This window comes from Nocardia sp. NPDC004573, assembly GCF_053602135.1.
The window spans coordinates 1-18427 of the sequence record NZ_JBSGDA010000006.1; the positions used below are offsets into that span (position 1 = coordinate 1).

Annotated in this window: 18 protein-coding genes; 10 read left to right on the plus strand and 8 right to left on the minus strand. The window is 69.8% G+C overall.

The genetic code is table 11. The annotated features are described in order from the left end of the window. Positions 1–368: 368 nt before the first annotated feature. The 4 genes from ACWEKR_RS11450 to ACWEKR_RS11465 form a co-directional block, all read right to left on the minus strand. Positions 369–1130, minus strand: coding sequence for an FAD-binding oxidoreductase (locus ACWEKR_RS11450; protein ID WP_195084517.1), 762 nt, complete (start codon positions 1128–1130; stop codon positions 369–371). A 29-nt stretch (positions 1131–1159) separates the two neighbouring features. Further along, a complete protein-coding gene (locus ACWEKR_RS11455) occupies positions 1160–2317 on the minus strand; it encodes an FAD-binding oxidoreductase (protein ID WP_452354419.1) in 1158 nt (385 codons plus the stop codon). Positions 2318–2603: 286 nt separating this feature from the next. Beyond that, positions 2604–3488 carry an LLM class flavin-dependent oxidoreductase gene (locus tag ACWEKR_RS11460; RefSeq protein WP_452354420.1) on the minus strand — a complete coding sequence of 295 codons (885 nt, stop codon included), beginning with the start codon at positions 3486–3488 and terminating at the stop codon, positions 2604–2606. Between the two features lie 35 nt (positions 3489–3523). Beyond that, positions 3524–4459: an NADP-dependent oxidoreductase gene (locus tag ACWEKR_RS11465; protein ID WP_452354421.1), complete on the minus strand. Its 936-nt coding sequence runs from the start codon at positions 4457–4459 to the stop codon at positions 3524–3526. A gap of 325 nt (positions 4460–4784) precedes the next feature. Here ACWEKR_RS11465 and clpB point away from each other — a divergent pair, with 325 nt between their 5' ends. The 7 genes from clpB to ACWEKR_RS11500 all read left to right on the plus strand — a co-directional run bounded on the left by clpB (position 4785) and on the right by ACWEKR_RS11500 (position 12746). Continuing rightward, positions 4785–7340 carry an ATP-dependent chaperone ClpB gene (clpB, locus tag ACWEKR_RS11470; RefSeq protein WP_452354422.1) on the plus strand — a complete coding sequence of 852 codons (2556 nt, stop codon included), beginning with the start codon at positions 4785–4787 and terminating at the stop codon, positions 7338–7340. A 268-nt stretch (positions 7341–7608) separates the two neighbouring features. Beyond that, positions 7609–8412 (plus strand): DUF5666 domain-containing protein, encoded by an 804-nt coding sequence (locus ACWEKR_RS11475; RefSeq protein ID WP_452354423.1) that lies wholly within the window; start codon positions 7609–7611, stop codon positions 8410–8412. A gap of 146 nt (positions 8413–8558) precedes the next feature. Beyond that, positions 8559–9515, plus strand: a complete 957-nt coding sequence (locus tag ACWEKR_RS11480; protein WP_452354679.1) for a hypothetical protein — start codon at positions 8559–8561, stop codon at positions 9513–9515. 55 nt (positions 9516–9570) lie between these two features. Beyond that, positions 9571–10380, plus strand: a complete 810-nt coding sequence (locus ACWEKR_RS11485) for an SDR family NAD(P)-dependent oxidoreductase (protein WP_452354424.1) — start codon at positions 9571–9573, stop codon at positions 10378–10380. A 1-nt stretch (position 10381) separates the two neighbouring features. After that, positions 10382–10930, plus strand: coding sequence for an orotate phosphoribosyltransferase (gene pyrE / locus ACWEKR_RS11490; protein WP_040870748.1), 549 nt, complete (start codon positions 10382–10384; stop codon positions 10928–10930). 48 nt (positions 10931–10978) lie between these two features. Further along, positions 10979–12037, plus strand: coding sequence for a beta-ketoacyl-ACP synthase 3 (locus ACWEKR_RS11495; RefSeq protein WP_452354425.1), 1059 nt, complete (start codon positions 10979–10981; stop codon positions 12035–12037). Position 12038: 1 nt separating this feature from the next. Continuing rightward, a complete protein-coding gene (locus tag ACWEKR_RS11500; protein WP_452354426.1) occupies positions 12039–12746 on the plus strand; it encodes a lysoplasmalogenase family protein in 708 nt (235 codons plus the stop codon). On the opposite strand, the gene ACWEKR_RS11505 is transcribed toward ACWEKR_RS11500, so the two are convergent. From ACWEKR_RS11505 to ACWEKR_RS11520, 4 genes are all read right to left on the minus strand, one after another. After that, positions 12730–13176 (minus strand): hypothetical protein, encoded by a 447-nt coding sequence (locus tag ACWEKR_RS11505; protein WP_159849456.1) that lies wholly within the window; start codon positions 13174–13176, stop codon positions 12730–12732. The genes ACWEKR_RS11500 and ACWEKR_RS11505 overlap by 17 nt on opposite strands. A 61-nt stretch (positions 13177–13237) precedes the next feature. Continuing rightward, positions 13238–13816, minus strand: coding sequence for a Uma2 family endonuclease (locus tag ACWEKR_RS11510; RefSeq protein WP_452354427.1), 579 nt, complete (start codon positions 13814–13816; stop codon positions 13238–13240). Positions 13817–13890: 74 nt separating this feature from the next. After that, positions 13891–14544: a LuxR C-terminal-related transcriptional regulator gene (locus ACWEKR_RS11515; protein WP_452354428.1), complete on the minus strand. Its 654-nt coding sequence runs from the start codon at positions 14542–14544 to the stop codon at positions 13891–13893. Next, the gene (locus ACWEKR_RS11520; RefSeq protein ID WP_452354429.1) at positions 14541–15911 is read right to left on the minus strand and encodes a sensor histidine kinase; all 1371 of its coding nucleotides are present in this window, start codon (positions 15909–15911) and stop codon (positions 14541–14543) included. Before ACWEKR_RS11520 ends, ACWEKR_RS11515 begins: the two co-directional genes overlap by 4 nt. Before the next feature lie 92 nt (positions 15912–16003). On the opposite strand from ACWEKR_RS11520, the gene ACWEKR_RS11525 reads away from it, so the two are divergent. From ACWEKR_RS11525 to ACWEKR_RS11535, 3 genes are all read left to right on the plus strand, one after another. Then, on the plus strand, positions 16004–16339 hold the full coding sequence (locus ACWEKR_RS11525) for a DUF4190 domain-containing protein (RefSeq protein WP_452354430.1): 336 nt from the start codon (positions 16004–16006) through the stop codon (positions 16337–16339). 43 nt (positions 16340–16382) lie between these two features. Continuing rightward, positions 16383–17069, plus strand: a complete 687-nt coding sequence (locus ACWEKR_RS11530) for a TrmH family RNA methyltransferase (RefSeq protein ID WP_452354431.1) — start codon at positions 16383–16385, stop codon at positions 17067–17069. A gap of 271 nt (positions 17070–17340) precedes the next feature. Beyond that, complete coding sequence (locus ACWEKR_RS11535) at positions 17341–18426, plus strand: glycoside hydrolase family 76 protein (RefSeq protein WP_452354680.1); 1086 nt, start codon at positions 17341–17343, stop codon at positions 18424–18426. Position 18427 lies beyond the last annotated feature (1 nt).

Genomic DNA, 18427 nt, shown 5'->3' on the forward strand with positions numbered 1-18427 from the left:
TTCTGCCTGGTGTTTGCGCGACCGCCGCTTGCGACTTCGTCGCGTACGCGGCGGCCACGCAAACGCGAGCCGGGCCGCGAACAGGCAATCCTCGGTCTCGCTTCGCTCGAAACCGGGGGTTGTGGTGCGCTGGGCGGGTCAGGGGCCGAGCGCTACGGCCCGTGGCTCGCCGTTTCGGGAGACTCCTCTGGGCGATCGTCTCTTGCTCCTTCGTCGCGTACGCGGCGGCCGCACACGCGAGCCGGGCCGCGAACGGGCGATGCTCGGTCTCGCTTCGCTCGAAACCCGTGATCGAGCTGGTGTGGTTGCGTCGATTGCGATCATCGAACTCAGGGTGGGCCGTTCGGATGAGCGATCGGCTGGATCGGTTACAGCCCCTCGAATTGGATTCGCTCCGGGGGCGTTCCGGTTTCGAGGAGGCGGTCGACGGTGGTCTGGACCATGGCCGGGGAGCCGCAGACCAGCACTTGGTGTTCGAGGAACGCGCCGTGGGAGCCGAGGACGTCGGCGAGGGTGCCGTAGAGGATGTCGTCGGGTGCGAAGCCGATGTCGACGCGGGACTGCTCGTACCACTCGTCGACCCAGTTCGGGTCCTGCGGGCTCTCCACCACCGGAATCACGGTGAGCCAAGGCAATTCGGCGGCCAGCAGGTACAGCATGTCGGACGCGTAGAGGTCGCGCGGGGAGCGTCCGCCGACGAAGAGGTAGGTGGGTGGCGGGGAAGGCTTGCGCGCCAGCTCGAGAATCTGGGCGCGCATCGGCGCGAGACCGGTGCCGCCGGCGATCATCACCACCTCGCCGCCGTCCGGGTCGACCCAGAACCCGCCGGCCGGAGCGCCGATCCGCCACTCGTCGCCCGGCTGGGTGTCGGCGACGATCGCGCCGCTGCACCAGCCGCCCGGCACCGTGCGCACGTGGAACTCCAGCTTGCCGTCCAGCGAGGGCGGCAGCGCGGGGGAGAACCTGCGGCGCACCCCCGGGTGCTGGGGCACCCGCACCTCGACCGACTGTCCGGCGGCGAACGGCACGAACTCACCGATCAGGCGGATCACCGCGAGATCGTGCCGCAGCCGATGGTGACCGACGACGGTCGAGGTCCATTCCGGCGCCTGATGACCGTTACCGAGCATGCTCGGATCCCCCAACGGGGCCTCCTTCGTTACACAGGGTCGCAGCTGATGTTCTGCTCCGGCGTGCCGACCGCGAGCAGCGCTCGCCGGGTGTCGGCGATCATCCGGGCCGAACCGGCGATCTGGATCTGCCGGTCCGCCCACGCGCCGAAGCTCGCCACCACGGCGCCAAGGTTACCGATCAGGCGCCGGTGCATGCCGTACGGTGCGTCCTGCGGCGGATGCGGGTACCACCAGGGGTTGGTCTTCTGCTCGCACACCGGGACGATGGTCAGCCACGGGTTGCTCTGCGAGAGTTGCCACATGTTCTCCACGTCGTACAGATCGCAGGGATAGCGGCCGCCGATGAAGAAGTGCACGCGCGGGTTGATGCCGCGCTGGCCCATCTCGATCAGCTGCGCGCGCAGCGGGGCGATGCCGGTGCCCGAGCCGATCATGAGCACGTCTCGGCCGCTGTCCCGGTCGACGTGCAGCCCGCCGAGCGGGCCCGCGATCCGCCATCGGTCGCCCACCCTGGTCTCGTTGACGATCGCGGGGCTCACCCAGCCGCCGCGGATCTTGCGCACGTGGAACTCGATCTCGCCGTACGGGTTGGAGGGGATCGCCGGGGAGAAATAGCGCCACATCTTGGGCCGCTGCGGAATCGTCACCGGCACGTATTGCCCGGCCTGGTAGGGCACCGGCCCGTCGGACTGCAGGCGCACGATGGCCAAGTCCTCCAGCACACGGCGATGGCCGACCACGGTGGCCTCCCACACCGGCTGCGACTTGTCGGAGTTGGCGCCGATGGCCATGGAGGCGGAGATCAGGATGGTGATGTCGCGCCAGCCCTCTTCCAGGGCCCGATTCCAGCCCGCGCCGTTGTAGACCCGGAACGCCGCGAGCAACGCGCGGCCCGCCACGTCGTAGTGCGCCGCCTCGACGCCGTACTTGCGATGGTCGCGGGCGAGTTGCTCCAGGAATTTCTGCGCCCGGTCCCAGTCCTCCAGGTGATCGAGCACGTACTGGATGGCCGTGGCGATCCGTTTGGCCTGCATCTCCATGGCGGGCGGGAACAATTCGCGCAGCCGTGGGTTCTCGGCGAACAAATGTCCGTAGAACGCACTGACCAACCGCTCGGGTCCGTTCGGCGACTCGATCACCGAACGAAAATTGGCGCGGACCAGCGCAGCCGAACGCGCATCCACGACGTGGAGCTTCCTTTCCCTCAGTTCTGCCCGGGGACATACCCGTTACCGGTGGTCTCCCGCCGACAAGTATCCCCGAAAATGCCGTGGTCGTGTGGGTATAGGCATACCTCGCCTTCCCTGCGGCCCTGGACGGGCCGCGTCCACCGGCGCCGTGCGACCCGCGCACACGGTAATCGGTGGGCAAACGGCGGATGCCGCTGCCCCGGCCCGAACCGGCGCCACGGGTGAGCTGTGCCGGAATCCCGCCGTCCGTCCTGGACGCGCGGAGGTCGTTTCCGGCCGGTCAGGTCCCGGCGCCGGCGCGGACCGCGGGCACGACCTGCTCGGTATAACGACGGATCTGCTCGACCGGTTCCCCCTCGGTCGGCCAGAAGACGAATCCGTCGACCCGCTGGTCACGGTGCAGGGCGAGCAGATCATCGACCCAGCGCTCGGCGGGACCCTCCAGGAAGCCGCGGTCGGCCCCGTCCGCGGTGATGGTCCCCGACACGTTCAACACCCGCCGCACCGTCAGCGGGTCCCGGTCCGCCGCGGCGGCCGCGTCGTCGATCCGCCTGCCGGCTTCGGCGAGGAACTCCGGCGGAGCCCACGCGGCCGACGGCACCCAGCCGTCGGCGACGCGACCGGTGAGCTCGAGCATGCGCGGCCCTCGCGCGCCCAGCCAGATGCCGGGATCGTGCTGCGGACGGGGACCGGGATGCGCACCCGCCAGGGAGTAGAAGGCGCCCGGCACCCGGACCGACCGCGCGTCGCTCCACAGGGCGCGGATGACCGCGATCGCCTCGGCCAAGGCGTGTACCGCCTCGCCGCCGGTTCGACGTGGTCCGCCCATCCCGGCGACCGCGTCCCAGAACGCGCCCGCGCCGAGGCCGAGTTGGATTCGGCCGTCGCTGATGATGTCCAGCGAGGCCACCGCCTTCGCGAGCAGCGCGGGATGGCGCAACGGCAGGTTCGCCACGTCGGGGAAGAAGGTGATCCGCTCGGTCCGCGCGGCGAGCGCGGTGATCAGGGTCCAGGTGTCCAGGAAGCGGCGCTGGTAGGGGTGGTCCTGGATGCCGATCAGGTCGAGTCCGGACACGTCCGCGTAGACGCTCAGCTCGGCGAGCCTGCGGAAGTCGTCGGCCTCGGGGATCAGGAACAAGCCGAATTGGGGTGGTCGGGTCAGCACACACCTCCTGGGTGGTGTCGCGGGGCCGGGACGGCTCAGATAGCGAGCACGGTCTTGCCGCGCGCGCCGGGCGCTCCGATGACCGCGGGCCCCTCCGCGAGGGGGACGGTGGCATCGATCGGCACGACCACGTCACCCGCAGCGACGCGCTGGATCAGCCGGGCCAGTTCCGGCGCGCTGCCCTTGGATTCGATGTTGCCGCCCTTGATCGATCGTGCGCGCAACGCGTCCTCGTCGGCGGCGAAGATGGTGGAGTACACCGTGCCGCCGTCGCGGACCAGCGTGGTCAGCTCCGCCAGCGCCTCGGGCGGGCTCACCAGATCGAACAGCACGTCGATCCCGTCCGGATGTGCGGCGGCGACCTGGTCGCGCACCGGGCCCGCGGTGTAGTCCACCGTCTCGGCCGCGCCCAGCCGGGTCATCTGATCGGCGGAACTGCCGCGCGCCGTCGCGATGACGTGCGCGCCCGCGATATTGGCCAGTTGCACCAAGAAGGAACCGACGCCGCCAGTCGCGCCCACGATCAGCACCGTTTGGCCGGGCTGGATATGCGTGGCGTCCACGAGGTCCTGCGCGGTCACCCCGGCGGTGGGCAGCGCGGCCGCCGCGACGGTCGGTACGCCAGGCGGGATCGGCACGAGCGTGCCGTCCTCCGGGGACACCGCGTATTCGGCGAAGCTGCCGTGGCCCACCGGTGGGGTGAGGAACTTGCCGACCACCCGGTCACCGACGGCGAAGCGGCTGACGCCCGCGCCGATCGTGGCGACCGTGCCCGCGCCGTCCACGCCGAGGATCATCGGAAAGTCGTGCGGCAGTTTGCCATCCAAGATCCCGTCGGCCACCTTCCCGTCGAAGGGGTTCACTCCGGCCGCCTGGAGTTGGACCCGGACGGCTCCCGGGCCGGGCTCGGGCATCGGCATCTCGGCCAGTTCCGGCGTCGCTCCGAACTTCCGTACCACGATCGCGCGCATCCATTCGCTCCTTGATTCGGGGTGAAGAGCTCACGGCCGAGGTCATCGTAGGCACCTGGAGGCCGTCGACGTGCGGAATCATCGCATCGGCGGTGTCGCGCGGCGTCGCATTCGCCGGTGTCGGGGCGTAGCGTTCGACACGATCCGGCGGCATCGGACCGGCGTGGTGAAAATTCCAAACTTGAGCGGAACAGACTCAACCTTTCGGACGTTGGACGGTAAGGAACGGCGCCGAGCCGAAGCGGAGCGGGCGCGTCGGAGCGTGGGCTCCGGCCGGACGGCCGCGCTCGGTAGCCGTGTGCATCGACTAGTAGGAAGGTGACTCGTGGACTCGTTCAATCCCACCACCAAGACCCAGGCGGCGCTGACCGCCGCCCTGCAGGCGGCCTCCGCCGCGGGCAACCCGGAGATTCGTCCGGCGCACTTGCTGGTGGCGTTGCTGGACCAGACCGATGGCATCGCCGCGCCCTTGCTGAAGGCCGTCGGAACGGATCCGGCGACCGTGCGAGGCGAGGCACAGGACATCGTGGATCGGCTGCCCAGGGCGACCGGCGCCACCACCACACCGAACCTGGGCCGCGAGGCGCTCGCCGCGATCACCGCGGCGCAGCGCCTGGCCACCGAGCTCGGTGACGAGTACGTCTCCACCGAGCACGTCATGGTCGGTCTCGCCGAAGGCGACTCCGACGTGACGATGCTGCTGCGCAAGTACGGCGCCACCGCCGACGCGCTGCGCTCGGCGTTTACCGCGGTACGCGGCAGCGCCCGCGTGACCAGCCCCGATCCGGAGGGTAGCTACCAGGCGCTGGAGAAGTACTCCACCGACCTGACGGCCGCCGCCCGCGCGGGCAAGCTCGACCCGGTGATCGGCCGGGACACCGAGATCCGCCGGGTGGTGCAAGTGCTGAGTCGGCGCACCAAGAACAATCCGGTGCTGATCGGCGAGCCCGGCGTCGGCAAGACGGCGATCGTCGAGGGCCTGGCCCAGCGCATCGTGGCGGGCGACGTCCCGGAGTCGCTGCGCGGCAAGTCCGTCGTCGCGCTGGACCTCGGCGCGATGGTCGCGGGCGCGAAGTACCGCGGCGAGTTCGAGGAGCGGCTCAAGGCCGTGCTCGAGGACATCAAGAACAGCGCGGGTCAGATCATCACGTTCATCGATGAGCTGCACACCATCGTCGGCGCGGGCGCCACCGGCGAATCGGCGATGGACGCGGGCAACATGATCAAGCCGATGCTGGCCCGCGGCGAGCTGCGCCTGGTCGGCGCGACCACGTTGGAGGAATACCGCCAGCACATCGAGAAGGACGCCGCCTTGGAACGGCGCTTCCAGCAGGTGCTGGTCGGCGAGCCGTCGGTGGAGGACACCATCGGCATCCTGCGTGGCATCAAAGATCGCTACGAGGTGCACCACGGCGTGCGCATCACCGACTCCGCGCTGGTCGCCGCGGCCACGCTGTCGGACCGCTACATCACTTCCCGGTTCCTGCCGGACAAGGCGATCGACCTGGTCGACGAGTCGGCCTCGCGGTTGCGCATGGAGATCGATTCCCGCCCGGTGGAGATCGACGAGGTGGAACGCGCGGTGCGCAGGCTGGAGATCGAGGAGGTCGCGCTCGCCAAGGAGACCGACGAGGCCTCCAAGCAGCGGCTGGAGAAACTGCGCTCCGAACTCGCCGACGACCGCGAGAAACTCAACCAGCTGACCACCCGCTGGCAGAACGAGAAGAACGCGATCGATCAGGTGCGCACACTGAAAGAGCAGCTGGAAGCGCTGCGCGGCGAGTCGGAGCGCGCCGAGCGCGACGGTGACCTGGGCAAGGCGGCCGAACTGCGCTACGGCCGGATCCCGGCGCTGGAAAAGCAGCTGGCCGAGGCCGAAAAAGTCTCCGCCACAGCGGGAGACGGCGAGGTGATGCTCAAGGAGGAGGTGGGCCCGGACGACATCGCCGAGGTGGTGTCCTCCTGGACCGGTATTCCGGTGGGCCGGATGCTGGAAGGGGAAACGCAGAAGCTGCTGCGCATGGAGGACGAGCTGGGCCGCCGTGTGGTCGGCCAGACCGAGGCCGTGCAGGCGGTGTCCGACGCGGTGCGCCGGGCGCGCGCCGGTGTCGCCGACCCGAATCGCCCGACCGGCTCGTTCATGTTCATCGGTCCCACCGGCGTCGGCAAGACCGAGCTGGCGAAGGCGTTGGCGGACTTCCTGTTCGACGACGAGCGCGCCATGGTCCGCATCGACATGAGCGAGTACAGCGAGAAGCACTCGGTCGCCCGGCTGGTCGGCGCCCCGCCCGGCTACGTCGGTTACGACCAGGGCGGTCAGCTCACCGAGGCGGTGCGGCGCAGGCCCTACACGGTGGTGCTGTTCGACGAGATCGAGAAGGCGCACCCGGACGTGTTCGACATCCTGCTGCAAGTGCTCGACGAGGGCAGGCTCACCGACGGCCAGGGCCGCACGGTGGACTTCCGCAACACCATCCTCATCCTGACCTCCAACCTGGGCGCGGGCGGTGATCGCGAGTTCGTCATGAACGCCGTGCGTTCGGCCTTCAAGCCGGAGTTCCTCAACCGCCTCGACGACGTGGTCATGTTCCACTCGCTCGACGAGGAGCAGCTCGAGCACATCGTCGACATCCAGCTCGAGCAGCTGCAGAAGCGGCTGGCGCAGCGCAGGCTGAAGCTGGAGGTCAGCGATTCGGCCCGGTTCTGGCTGGCCGTGCGCGGCTACGACCCCGCCTACGGCGCGCGCCCGTTGCGCAGGCTGATCCAGCAGGCCATCGGCGATTCCCTCGCCAAGGAACTGCTCGCGGGCCAGATCACCGACGGCGACAACGTCAAAGTGAGTGTCAGCCCCGACGGGGACGGCCTGATCATCGGCAGGTGAGCGAGCGGCCTCGCTCCGGGCGGTGCTCGGGGCGAGGCAGGCCACCCGCCGGGCGTCGGCCTGCCGGGGATGCTGCCTTCGTTCGACGCGGCAGGGCGATCGAGGCCGATGCCGCTCAGGCACAGTGAGTTTCGTCAGTCGGGATCGCCCGCGCCGGATGCGGGAACGATGGCCGGGTGTCCGCGCCGGGAACGACTTCCGCACGGGAAGGCACACCCGCCCACGAGGTGCGGGCGCGAGCGAGCGGACAAAGCCTACGCTGGAAGGCATGACCAACCCGAACGATCCCTGGGGACAGCGGCCGGAGGATGCGCCGACCGAGCACCTGGGTCCGCCGGGCAAATCCGGGTACGGTGGCCCCGCGCACTCCGCCGAGTACTCCGAGGCATACGGCGCAGGCGCTCCGTCGGAGTATCCGCCGACGGAGCAATACGGGTCCTGGGGGCCGCCGCCGGGGCCGAACGCGACGCGCGAATTCCCGGCCTACGACTCCCAATGGGCCCCGTATCCGGACAGCGGCGCTGATCGGTGGCAGGGTACGGCCGGGCCGCCCGGTGGCGCGATGCCCCCTGGCGGTGGACCGCCGCCGGGGCCGCCGCGGCGCAACACCGGTCTCTGGATCGCCCTCGGCCTCGGCGTCGCCGTGCTGATCGGTGCGATCGGGGTGGTCGCGGGTGTGCTGCTGGGGGGCAGCGACTCCGGTTCGTCCGACACCGCGGCGGCCTCGACGCCGCGCGTCACGACACGGTCCGCGCCTGCGCCCAGGACCACGCAACCGAGCCCGCCGAGCGGGCTGCCCAGCGTGCCCGGCCTCGGCGACGTCGACGGGCTCGGCGCGACCATGGGCACCATCACCGCCAACGACGGAGGCACCTTGACGGTGAGTTCGGTGATGGGCAACACCATCACGGTGCGCACCGACGCGAACACCCAGGTGATCGCGTTGTCCGGCACCAAGGTGTCGGATCTGGCCGCCGGTGAGCTGGTCCTGATCCAGGGCGACAAGGCGCCGGACGGATCCATTCAGGCCAAGGTCATCATCGGTACTTCGCTGCCCGGCGGCGGACGATGAGCCGCCAGGACCGCCGTCGAAGCGGAGCGCCGCGCATTCGCCCGGTGAGCGGGATCGATGACCGCTCCCGGTTCGCTCGGCTCGGCGCGGGGGTAATGACGGACCATGTCCGTCCGGGACCATTAGGCTAGGCGTCGATGACGGCAATGTGGTTCGGGTTGGCGGCGATCGCGCTCGTGGGCGCGATCGTGCTGCTGTATTTCGATCGGCTCCAGCGGCAGCGGACCGGTCACGCGCGACAGGTCTGGGCGAAGTCGCAGGGCTATACCTACGTGTCCGTGGAACCCGCGCTGGCGTCGACATGGCGGCGAGGCGCGCTGGCCAAGCTCGGCTATCTCTCCGCGGTCGACGTGGTCTCCGGCATCCGTAAGGGCGAGAAGTTCGTGCTGTTCGACCTGGAGGACTCCGCGACGCTGGTCGCGGTGCGCCGCCAGATCGGCTCGGACATCGATGTGGACATGCGGTTGAAGACCGCCAGCCCGCCCAAGGACCACGACCTGGAACTGCTCGGCGCCATCGGCGACCGCGTGGTGTTCGCGACGAACCCCGAAATCGCCAGGCACGCCGTCGATCAGCGCATGGTCGCCTTCATCGAGAACCTTCCCGACACCGTGCAGATGCTCTGGAGCGAGGGCAACTGGACACTGGGCATGCTGCTGGTGGGCACCACCTCGAAGGACTGGGAAAGCGCGATCGATGCCGTGCTGCGCCTGTCCGGGCTGCTGCACGTGCTGCCGCCGGTCAGCGAGCCGCGTTTCGACGGCGAGCCGGGCCGTCCGCGCCCCCGCGAACGTCAGCGGGGCGAGAACGTTCCAGACGTCGAGGACGACGCGGATGACCGGCCGCACGCCGAGGCCGAGGACGACGAGCGATCCGGCGAGGACGTCCACGCCGACGAGCCGGGCCCGGAATCGGCGCGCCGCCCCTCGCTCGCCGTCGTGCCGAACGCGCGTGCCCGCGGGCGGGCGGACGCCGAGCCGCGGCCGCGCGAGGAGCGCGACGAGGGTCGCCCCGATCGCGAGTCGCGGCAGCGTCCCGCCGACCCGCCGGGCGGGCCCTTCCATCCCGGATTCCGCCCCTACCAGGGACCCGTGCCGAAGTGATCGGCCGCGCGCCCACCGCAGTCGAAGCCGCGCGACTGCGACCGATCGCGCCGTCATGACCGAGCATCCGCATCCGAGACTGCCCGGCACCACTCGGCCGGTGGGCTTGGTCACCGGCCCGACCTCGGGCATCGGCCGCGGCTACGCGACCCGGCTGGCCTCGCTCGGCTACGACTTGGTGCTGGCCGCCCGGGACGAGCAGCGTCTGGTGGCCCTCGCGACGGACCTGGAGCACCGCTTCGGTACCCGCTCGCAGATACTCGTCGCCGATCTGGCCCACGCCGAGGACCGCGAGCAGGTCGCGGCGCGGCTGGCCGACGGCGTCGAATTCCTGGTCAACAATGCCGGTTTCGCGCACTCCGGCGAGTTCTGGACGGTGCCGCCCGAGCAGTTGCAGGCGCAGCTGGACGTCAACGTCACCGCGGTGGTGCGGCTCACCAGGGCCGCGCTACCGCCGATGATCGCGGCGGCGAACGGCTGCGTCGTCAACGTGGCCGGCGTGGCCGGCCTGATCCCCGGACGCGGGTCGACGTATTCGGCGTCCAAGGCCTACGTCGTATCCTTCACGGAAGGGTTGGCAGGGGGACTGGCCGGAACCGGAGTCCGGGTCCAAGCCTTGTGCCCGGGATTCGTCCGCACGGATTTCCACCGGCGAGCCGGCATCGAGATGCCCTCGCTGCCCGAAGCGTTGTGGCTGAGCGTCGACCAGGTAGTCGCCGGCTCACTGCGCGATCTGGAGAAGGGCCGGGTGCTCAGCGTGCCCGGAATGCAGTACAAAGCGCTCACCACCCTCGCCGGAGCGATCCCGCGAACCCTGGGGGCCCGGCTCAATCGCGGGCTGTTCAACGCACGCGGAAGGACTTGACATGATCGACGTGATTACCAACGACAGGGACCGGTTGGCCGCGCTGGTCCGCGAGCTCGCGGTCGTGCACGGCCGGGTGACTCTGTCCTCGGGCAAGGAGGCCGACTACTACGTCGACCTGCGCCGCGCGACGCTGCACCACGGCGCGGGCCCGCTGATCGGCAAGCTGCTGCGCGAGCTCGTCGCGGACTGGGATTTCGACGCCGTCGGCGGTCTCACCATGGGCGCTGATCCGGTCGCGCTGGCCGTGATGCACGCGCCCGGCCGCCCGATCGACGCGTTCGTGGTGCGCAAGGCGGCGAAGTCGCACGGCATGCAGCGCCAGATCGAGGGCCCGGACATCGTGGGTAAGCGGGTGCTGGTGGTCGAGGACACCACCACGACCGGGAATTCGCCGTTGACCGCGGTGCGGGCGCTGCGCGCGGCGGGCGCCACCGTGGTCGGCGTCGCCACCGTCGTCGACCGGGAAACCGGCGCTGACCAGGTGATCGCCGCGGAAGGGTTGGAGTACCGGTCGATCCTCGGCTTGAAGGATCTCGCCCTGGGATAGCCTGGAGCGCGGTAAGTCTTCGAAGGTGAAGGGTCGTGTGAGTCACCAGTGGTGAGCATTGCAGTCAACAGAAGTCGCGAAAACGTTGCGATGCTCGGAATCGGCGCTTACCGACCCAAGCGCCTGGTGAGCAACGCCGAGGTCTGCGAGGTCCTCGATTCCACCGACGAGTGGATCTACGAACGCACCGGCGTCCGCAACCGGCGCTGGATCAGCGGTGACGAGACGCTGCGGTCGATCGCGGCGGCGGCGGGCGAGCGTGCGATCGTCAACAGCGGCGTCGACCGGTCGAACATCGGCGCCGTGATCCTGGCCACCTCCAGCTGGCTGACCCTCACCCCGCACGGCGCGCCGCAGGTGGCCTACGACATCGGCATGAACGGCGTCCCCGCGTTCGACCTGACCTCCGGTTGCGGCGGCTTCGGCTACGGCCTCGGCGTGGCCGCGGACATGATCCGGTCCGGCTCCGCCGAATATGTGCTGCTCATCGGCGCCGAGACGATGACCGTCGGGCTCGATCCCACCGACCGCGGCACCGCGATGATCTTCGGTGACGGCGCCGGCGCGGTGGTGGTCGGTCCGAGCGACGAGAACGGCATCTCGCCCACCGTGTGGGGCAGCGACGGCGAGAACGCCGCCGCGATCATGCAGGACATCGACTTCCTGGAGTACATGCACCGGGCTCAGTCCATGCAGGGGCTCGACCCGGCCGCCGATCCGGTCGGCCGGATGTCGCTGCGGATGGAAGGTCCTCGGGTCTTCCGCTGGGCCGCGGTCACGCTGCCGCGCGCGTTGTCCACCGCACTCGAGGTGTCGGGCGTGGCCAAGGAGGACATCGAGGTCTTCGTCCCGCACCAGGCCAACGCCCGGATCAACGAGCTGATGAAGAAGAACCTCGGACTGGCCGACGAGGTCCCGATGGCCAACGACATCGAGAACACCGGCAACACCTCGGCCGCGTCCATTCCGCTGGCGATCGAGGAAATGCTGGTCACCGGTAAGGCGAAGGGCGGGCAGACGGCTTTGCTGCTCGGTTTCGGCGCGGGCCTGAGCTACGCGGGCCAGGTCGTCACGCTGCCCCCCGCACCGGCCGAGCCGAGCTTCTAGAATGCGCCCGTTCCGAGCCGGGTTTCTCGCCGCGGCGGCGGTCACCGTGTACGGGGCCGTCAGCGGGCGCGAGAAGGCGCAGTGGCTCGCGAAGCCGCTGTTGATGCCGCTGCTCGCGGCCGACGTGGCGACCGAAGGCAACCAGCTGCCGTCGACCGAGCGCACCGTGCTGATCGGGTCGCTCGGTGCGGCCACCGTCGGTGACATTCTGCTCATCGATCCGGACGACGACCGCAGGCTCATCGCGGGCGCGTCGTCGTTCGCGGTGATGCAAGCCGGATACGCGACGCTGTGGTGGCGGATGGGCGGCAGGCCCGCCGCGCGGGTGGCGCTACCGCGGGTGATCGCGTGGCTCGGCGCGGCCGGATTGCTGCGCAGGAAGGCGCCGACGGTGGCCGCACCGCTGACCGCCTACGGCGTCACGTTGGGCGCCGCGGCCGTGCTCGCTTCCGACCCGGGGCTCGCGCCCACCGCGAAAAACATTGCGGGGCTGAATATTCCGGGTGTCGATCCGCGCACTCGCCTCGGCCTCGGTGCACTGCTGTTCACCGTCTCCGACGGACTGATCGTGCTGCGGCGGTTGTTCGCGCGCGGTCGGCGGGCCCGCCGGGTGACCGAAGGCGTGATCCTGGCGACCTACGCGGCCGCACAGTACCTGCTCGCCGATCCGAACGCGCACGTTCAGCCGCTGATCACAGCACCAGAATGATGCGGTCCCGGTTCGCCGGGTCGACGCGGATCGAAAGAATCTCGCCGACCGCGAGCCGTGGCTTGTCGGCCGGGGTGGCGTCGAAAACCACAGTGCCCCGGTAGCTCTCGGAGCCGGGGACGGTCAGTTCGAGATCCAGTTCGGTCAGTTCGGTGTGATGGTCGGTGTGCTGCAGCGGGTGCACGCCCTCGACCGTCGCCCACCCCTCCAAGCCGTGCCGCCACAACTGGCGATCCGCCTTGGACGGCCGTGCGGCCAGCATCATCCCGATGCCGAGGCACGAGCCGAACAATCCGACCAACGCCACGATCTGATACGGCACGGTCCCCGGCGGCGTCCGCTGCACCACCCACCCCAGCCACAGCGCCAGCAGGATCAGATACCCGGCGGTCACCCCGAGCACCGTGCGCAGTATCCGCTCGTGATCCATACCAGCCTCCACCCCGAGTGCCAGACCTCCAGGATAGGCCCGAACCACTCGATGGAAGGGGCTATCGGCCCGCTCGACTGCTGGTCAGGGCAGGAAGGTCGATCGTGATCGGGATTCCGGCAATGTCGGCTGTCACGGTGCCGGACTGTTCGACGACGAGTTCATAGTCTCGCCCGATGAGGTGGTAGGCAGCAAGGCTTGTGGGCTTGTCGAGGTCGATCAGCCAGTAGTATTCGATCCCGGCCTCGGCATACTCGAAGAATTTCGTGACCCGATCGGTCCGTCGCGAGCCAGGCGACAGAATCTCCACGGCGAGCAGCACGTCTTCCGCGTCATAGCGCGGCAGGTTGGCCTCGATACCAGCTTCGGGCACCACGAGAATGTCCGGAACTCGTATGGTCGGCAGCGAGCCCGCGTCGATCACCACTTCGGTATCGGCCAGCACGCCGAGGGTGGCGGGCAGTTGGGGTTCCAACTGTGCACCCAGCCGCAATACAGCGCGCTGATGTTGCGACACCGGCTTCGGTGACACGACCAGAACCCCCTCGACAAGCTCGTAACTTCGGCTGCTGTCCTCCGGCAGCGCGATCCAGTCCTCCAGGGTCAGCAGATGATCAGGCCAGGTCACGTCGACGGTCATCGCTTCCTCCCCTCCCCGCACGGATACCGCGTTGGGGCCAGTCTGGCACACCATGCCGACGAACCACAGCGTCGTCAGCCCTTGAGTCGTAATACCGCCAGCACACGGCGGTGATGCGTGTCCGATGGCGGCAGGTCGAGCTTGATGAAGATGTTGCCGATGTGCTTCTCCACCGCGCGTTCGGTCACGGTCAGGGTGGCGGCTATTGCGCTGTTGGACAGGCCTTGGGCCATCAGCTCGAGTACCTCGCGTTCGCGCGGGGTCAGGCGGGCCAGCGAATCCTGCTGACGCGAGGCTCCCATCAGTTGGCTCACCACCTCCGGGTCGAGCGCGGTGCCGCCGGTGGCCACGCGGTGCAGCGCGTCCACGAAGTCCCCGACATCGGCGACCCGGTCCTTCAGCAGATAGCCGACGCCGCTCGCACCGCCGGCCAGCAACTCGGTGGCGTAGCGGGTCTCGACCCACTGGGAGAACACCAGCACGCCGGTCATCGGATATTTGCGGCGCAATTCGATGGTGGCGAGCAGTCCCTCGTCGGTGTAGCTCGGGGGCATCCGCACGTCCACCACGGCGACATCCGGGTTGTGCGTGCCGACCACCTCGGCGAGGGTGGTCGCGTCGCCGACCATGGCGACCACCTCGTGGCCGCGTTCGGCGAGCAGTCCGGCCAGCCCGTCGCGCAGGATGGCGCTGTCCTCGGCGATCACGATGCGCAGACCGTCGCTCATCGCGACCCGGCCAGGGGCAGCACGATGGTCACCACGGTCGGTCCGCCTGCCGGGCTCCGGACGGTCAGCGTCCCGTCCACGGTGCGTGCCCGCGCCGCGAGGCCGGACAATCCGCTGCCCGCGCCGAGCGCGGCGTCCATCGGCGCCACCACGCCGCCGATGCCGTTGTCGCGCACCGTCACCGCGATGGTCCGTCCGTCACCCGGCAGGACCGACACCCATGCGCCGGTGGCCTGTGCGTGGCGCACGACGTTGGTCAGCAGCTCGGCCACCGAGAAGTACGCGATCGCCTCGATGGCCGGGCTCGGTCGCTCGGGCAGGTGCACCCGCAGCTCCACCGGCACCGAGCAGCGCGCCGTCAGCGTCTCCAACGCCGGTTCGAGCCCCAATTCCAGTGCGGGCGGGTGGATTCCGCGCACCAGCTCGCGCAGTTCGGTCAGCGCCTCCTTCGAGCTCGCGCGCGCGTCGGCGATGAGATCGCTGGGGTCGCCGCCCGCGGCGAGCCGATCCTCGGCCCGGCCCAGCGCCATCGCTATGGTGACCAGTCTGGCCTGGGTGCCGTCGTGCAGATCGCGTTCCAGTCTGCGCAGTGTCGCCGCGGAGTCCTCGACCGCGGTCCGCCTGCTCTCCTGCAGTTCGGTCACCCGGCGGTCGCGATCGGTCCCACCGAGCAGCGCGACGGTGAGCAGCCCGTGCAACCAGCAGACGCCGCGCAGCGGCCACGGCAAGGCCAGGCAGCCGAGCAGACCCACCAGCGCGAACCCGAGCACCTTCGGCCAGCTGTCGACGTAGAACTCGCCGAACTGGACCATCGACGTGTGCTCGACACCGGACGCGTCGACGTTGGTCGGGCGGACCAGCGCCCACGGGATCGGGGAGAGCGCGGTGAACACGGTCATCGCCACCACGATGAGCACGAGGTAACCCACCGCGACGCCGAGCACCGCCTGCGCGAGCAGGAACACCACCGCACGCCAGCTCGCCCGATCGGTGAACGCGCTCTTGAGATAGCCGATCAGGCCGGGCGCGGGCGCGAACGACGGAGGCGGCGCCACGGCGACGCCGAGCAGGTCCTTGGCCAGCGCGCGATAGATCCGGCCCCACACCCGTCCGCCGAGCAGCACCAGGGCCAGTATCGGCAGGCCGATGACGGTGACCGCGATATACAGCCCGCCGCCGAAGCCGAAGAACAGATAGGTGACGGCCAGACAGCCGAGCACGAAAACGGTCAGGACGTAGACGAGTTCCTTCCAGAACCGAGCGCGCACCGGTGCGAGCAGCACCGTGCGCAGCAGGTGCTCGCCCGGTTCGGGTGCATCAGGCGGCAGGTCGAGCACGAGGGTCGGTTCGGCGTGTGTCTCCGTCATGGGATCCATGGTGGTCGCGCCCGATTCGAGGGTCGATGGAGCTGTCCGCCGAAAATGTGGTGTAGCCCGCCACACCTACTACGATCCTGCTGATGAGCTACCCGCCGCAGCAGCCGCCGTACGGCTATCCAGCCTATGGGGCCTACGGACCTCCGGACCACCCGCAATCCACCACGATCCTGATCCTGGGCATCCTGAGCCTCGTGCTGTGCCAGTTCATCGGACCCTTCGCCTGGGTGATGGGCAAGCGTGCGCTCAACGAGATCGACGCGTCCGGCGGCACCATCGGCGGCCGCGGCAACGTCAACGCGGGCTACATCTGCGGCATCATCGCCACCGCGCTGATGGTCCTGGGTCTGTTGTTCCTCCTGTTGTTCCTGGTGCTCGGGCTGGTTGGTGCGTTCGCGGGGAGTTCGTCCAGCTACTGAGCCACTCGTCGCGGGCACGGCAGCCGGAATTAGCATCGTCGGCGTGAGTCACCCAGTGCCGGACGCGGCGGAGCAGGACCTACCCGGGCCGACGGAGTGGGGCGAGCACCCGAACGGCGTCGGTCCATGGGCGGGGGAGCACGCCGGGCCGCCGCCGGACGATCCGCGCCTGGACCCGGAATTGCTGGCCCACGGCGACCGCCGCAACGTGGTGGACGCCTACCGGTACTGGAGCCGCGAGGCCATCGTCGCCGACATCGACCGGCGCAGGCACCCGTTCCACGTCGCGATCGAGAACTTCGGGCACGACGCGAACATCGGCACCGTGGTGCGCACGGCGAACGCCTTCGCCGCCGCGGCCGTGCACATCGTCGGGCGCAGGCGGTGGAATCGCCGCGGCGCCATGGTGACCGATCGTTACCAGCACATCCGGCACCATGCCGACATCGGCGAACTGCTGGCGTTCAGCGAGGGCGCCGGGCTCACCGTGGTCGCCGTCGACAACGTGCCGGGCGCTGTCCCGCTGGAGACGGTCACCTTGCCGCGCGCCTGCCTGCTGCTGTTCGGCCAGGAAGGGCCGGGCGTCACCGAGCACGCCAAGCAGGCCGCCGTGATGACGGTGTCGATCGCGCAGTTCGGTTCCACCCGCAGCATCAACGCGGGCGTGGCCGCGGGCATCGCCATGCACGCGTGGATTCGGCAACACGCCGATCTCACTCGGGCGTGGTGATCACCGGACCAGCGCAGGGCCCTGTGAGCTGGAGATCTTCCGGCCCGGGGGCGCACCGGCACGATTGCACATCGCTTTCGTAACAAATCGGGCGCATAAATGCGTTCTGGCCTGGCACCATTGACTCATGACCTCGCGGAGCGACGACATCGAGGTGCCGAGCGTGGAGCACGCCGAGAAGGGCTCCGCGGCACCGCGTCCGCCGATCGGACGGGCGCAGGCGGGCCGGGAGGCCGCCACGCCCGCGACGCTGTGGTCGGAACGAGCCGACATGGCCGAATCGGCGGTCGTCTCGCGACATCTCCGCGCGCTGTGGGCGTTGCCGGGGACCGAACTCGGCGTGGTCGGCTGGCCCGCCACGAGGCGCGAGCGAGTCTTCGGCGCGTGGCACTACTGGTGGCAGGCGCATCTCATCGAGTGCGCGACCGACGCCGCGAACCGGGCCCCGACGCCGGTGCGCCGCAGGCGGATCGCCGCGCTGGCGCGCTCGCACCGCATCCGCAACATCACCGGCTGGACCAACCGCTACTACGACGACATGGCCTGGCTGGCCATCGCGCTGGAACGCGCCGAGCGCACCCAGGGCGCCGACGTGCGCAGCGCGCTGGCCGCGCTGGAGAAACAACTGCACGACGGCTGGCAGCCACAGGTCGGCGGTGGCCTGCCCTGGCGCATCGGCGCGGACTACTTCAACGCCCCCGCGAACGGTCCCGCCGCGATCGCGCTGTTACGCCTCGGGCGCGTCCAGCGTGCCCAGGAGATGGCCGATTGGCTGGACGCGACGCTGCGCGATCCGGAGACCGGGCTGATCCTGGACGGCATCCATCTGCCCTCCGGCGAGATCGAGCGTCCGGTGTTCACCTACTGCCAGGGCGTGGTGCTCGGCCTGGAGGCCGAGCTGGCCGTGCAGACCGGCGATCCGAAGCACACCGAGCGCGTGCACCGGCTGCTCGCGGCGATCGAGGAGCACATGACCACCGACGGCGTCATCACAGGCGGCGGTGGCGGCGACGGGGGGCTGTTCAACGGCATCCTGGCCCGGTACCTGGCGCTGGTCGCGGTGATGCTGCCCGGCGAGGACTCCGAACAGGTCGCCGACCGCCGCGCGGCGGCCGCGATCGTCACCGCGTCCGCCACGGCGGCGTGGCGGAACCGGCTGCAGGTCGAGGGCGAGCCGCTGTTCGGGCACGACTGGAGCAAGCCGGCGCAGCTGCCCGGCGGGAGCGCGGGAGCCGGCTACTTCACCTCCGGCGGCTCGGTGACCTCGTCGAAGGTGCCGGGACGCGACCTGTCGGTGCAGTTGTCCGGCTGGCTGCTCATGGAGGCGGCCTACCAGGTCGGCGCCGCGGGGTTGTGAG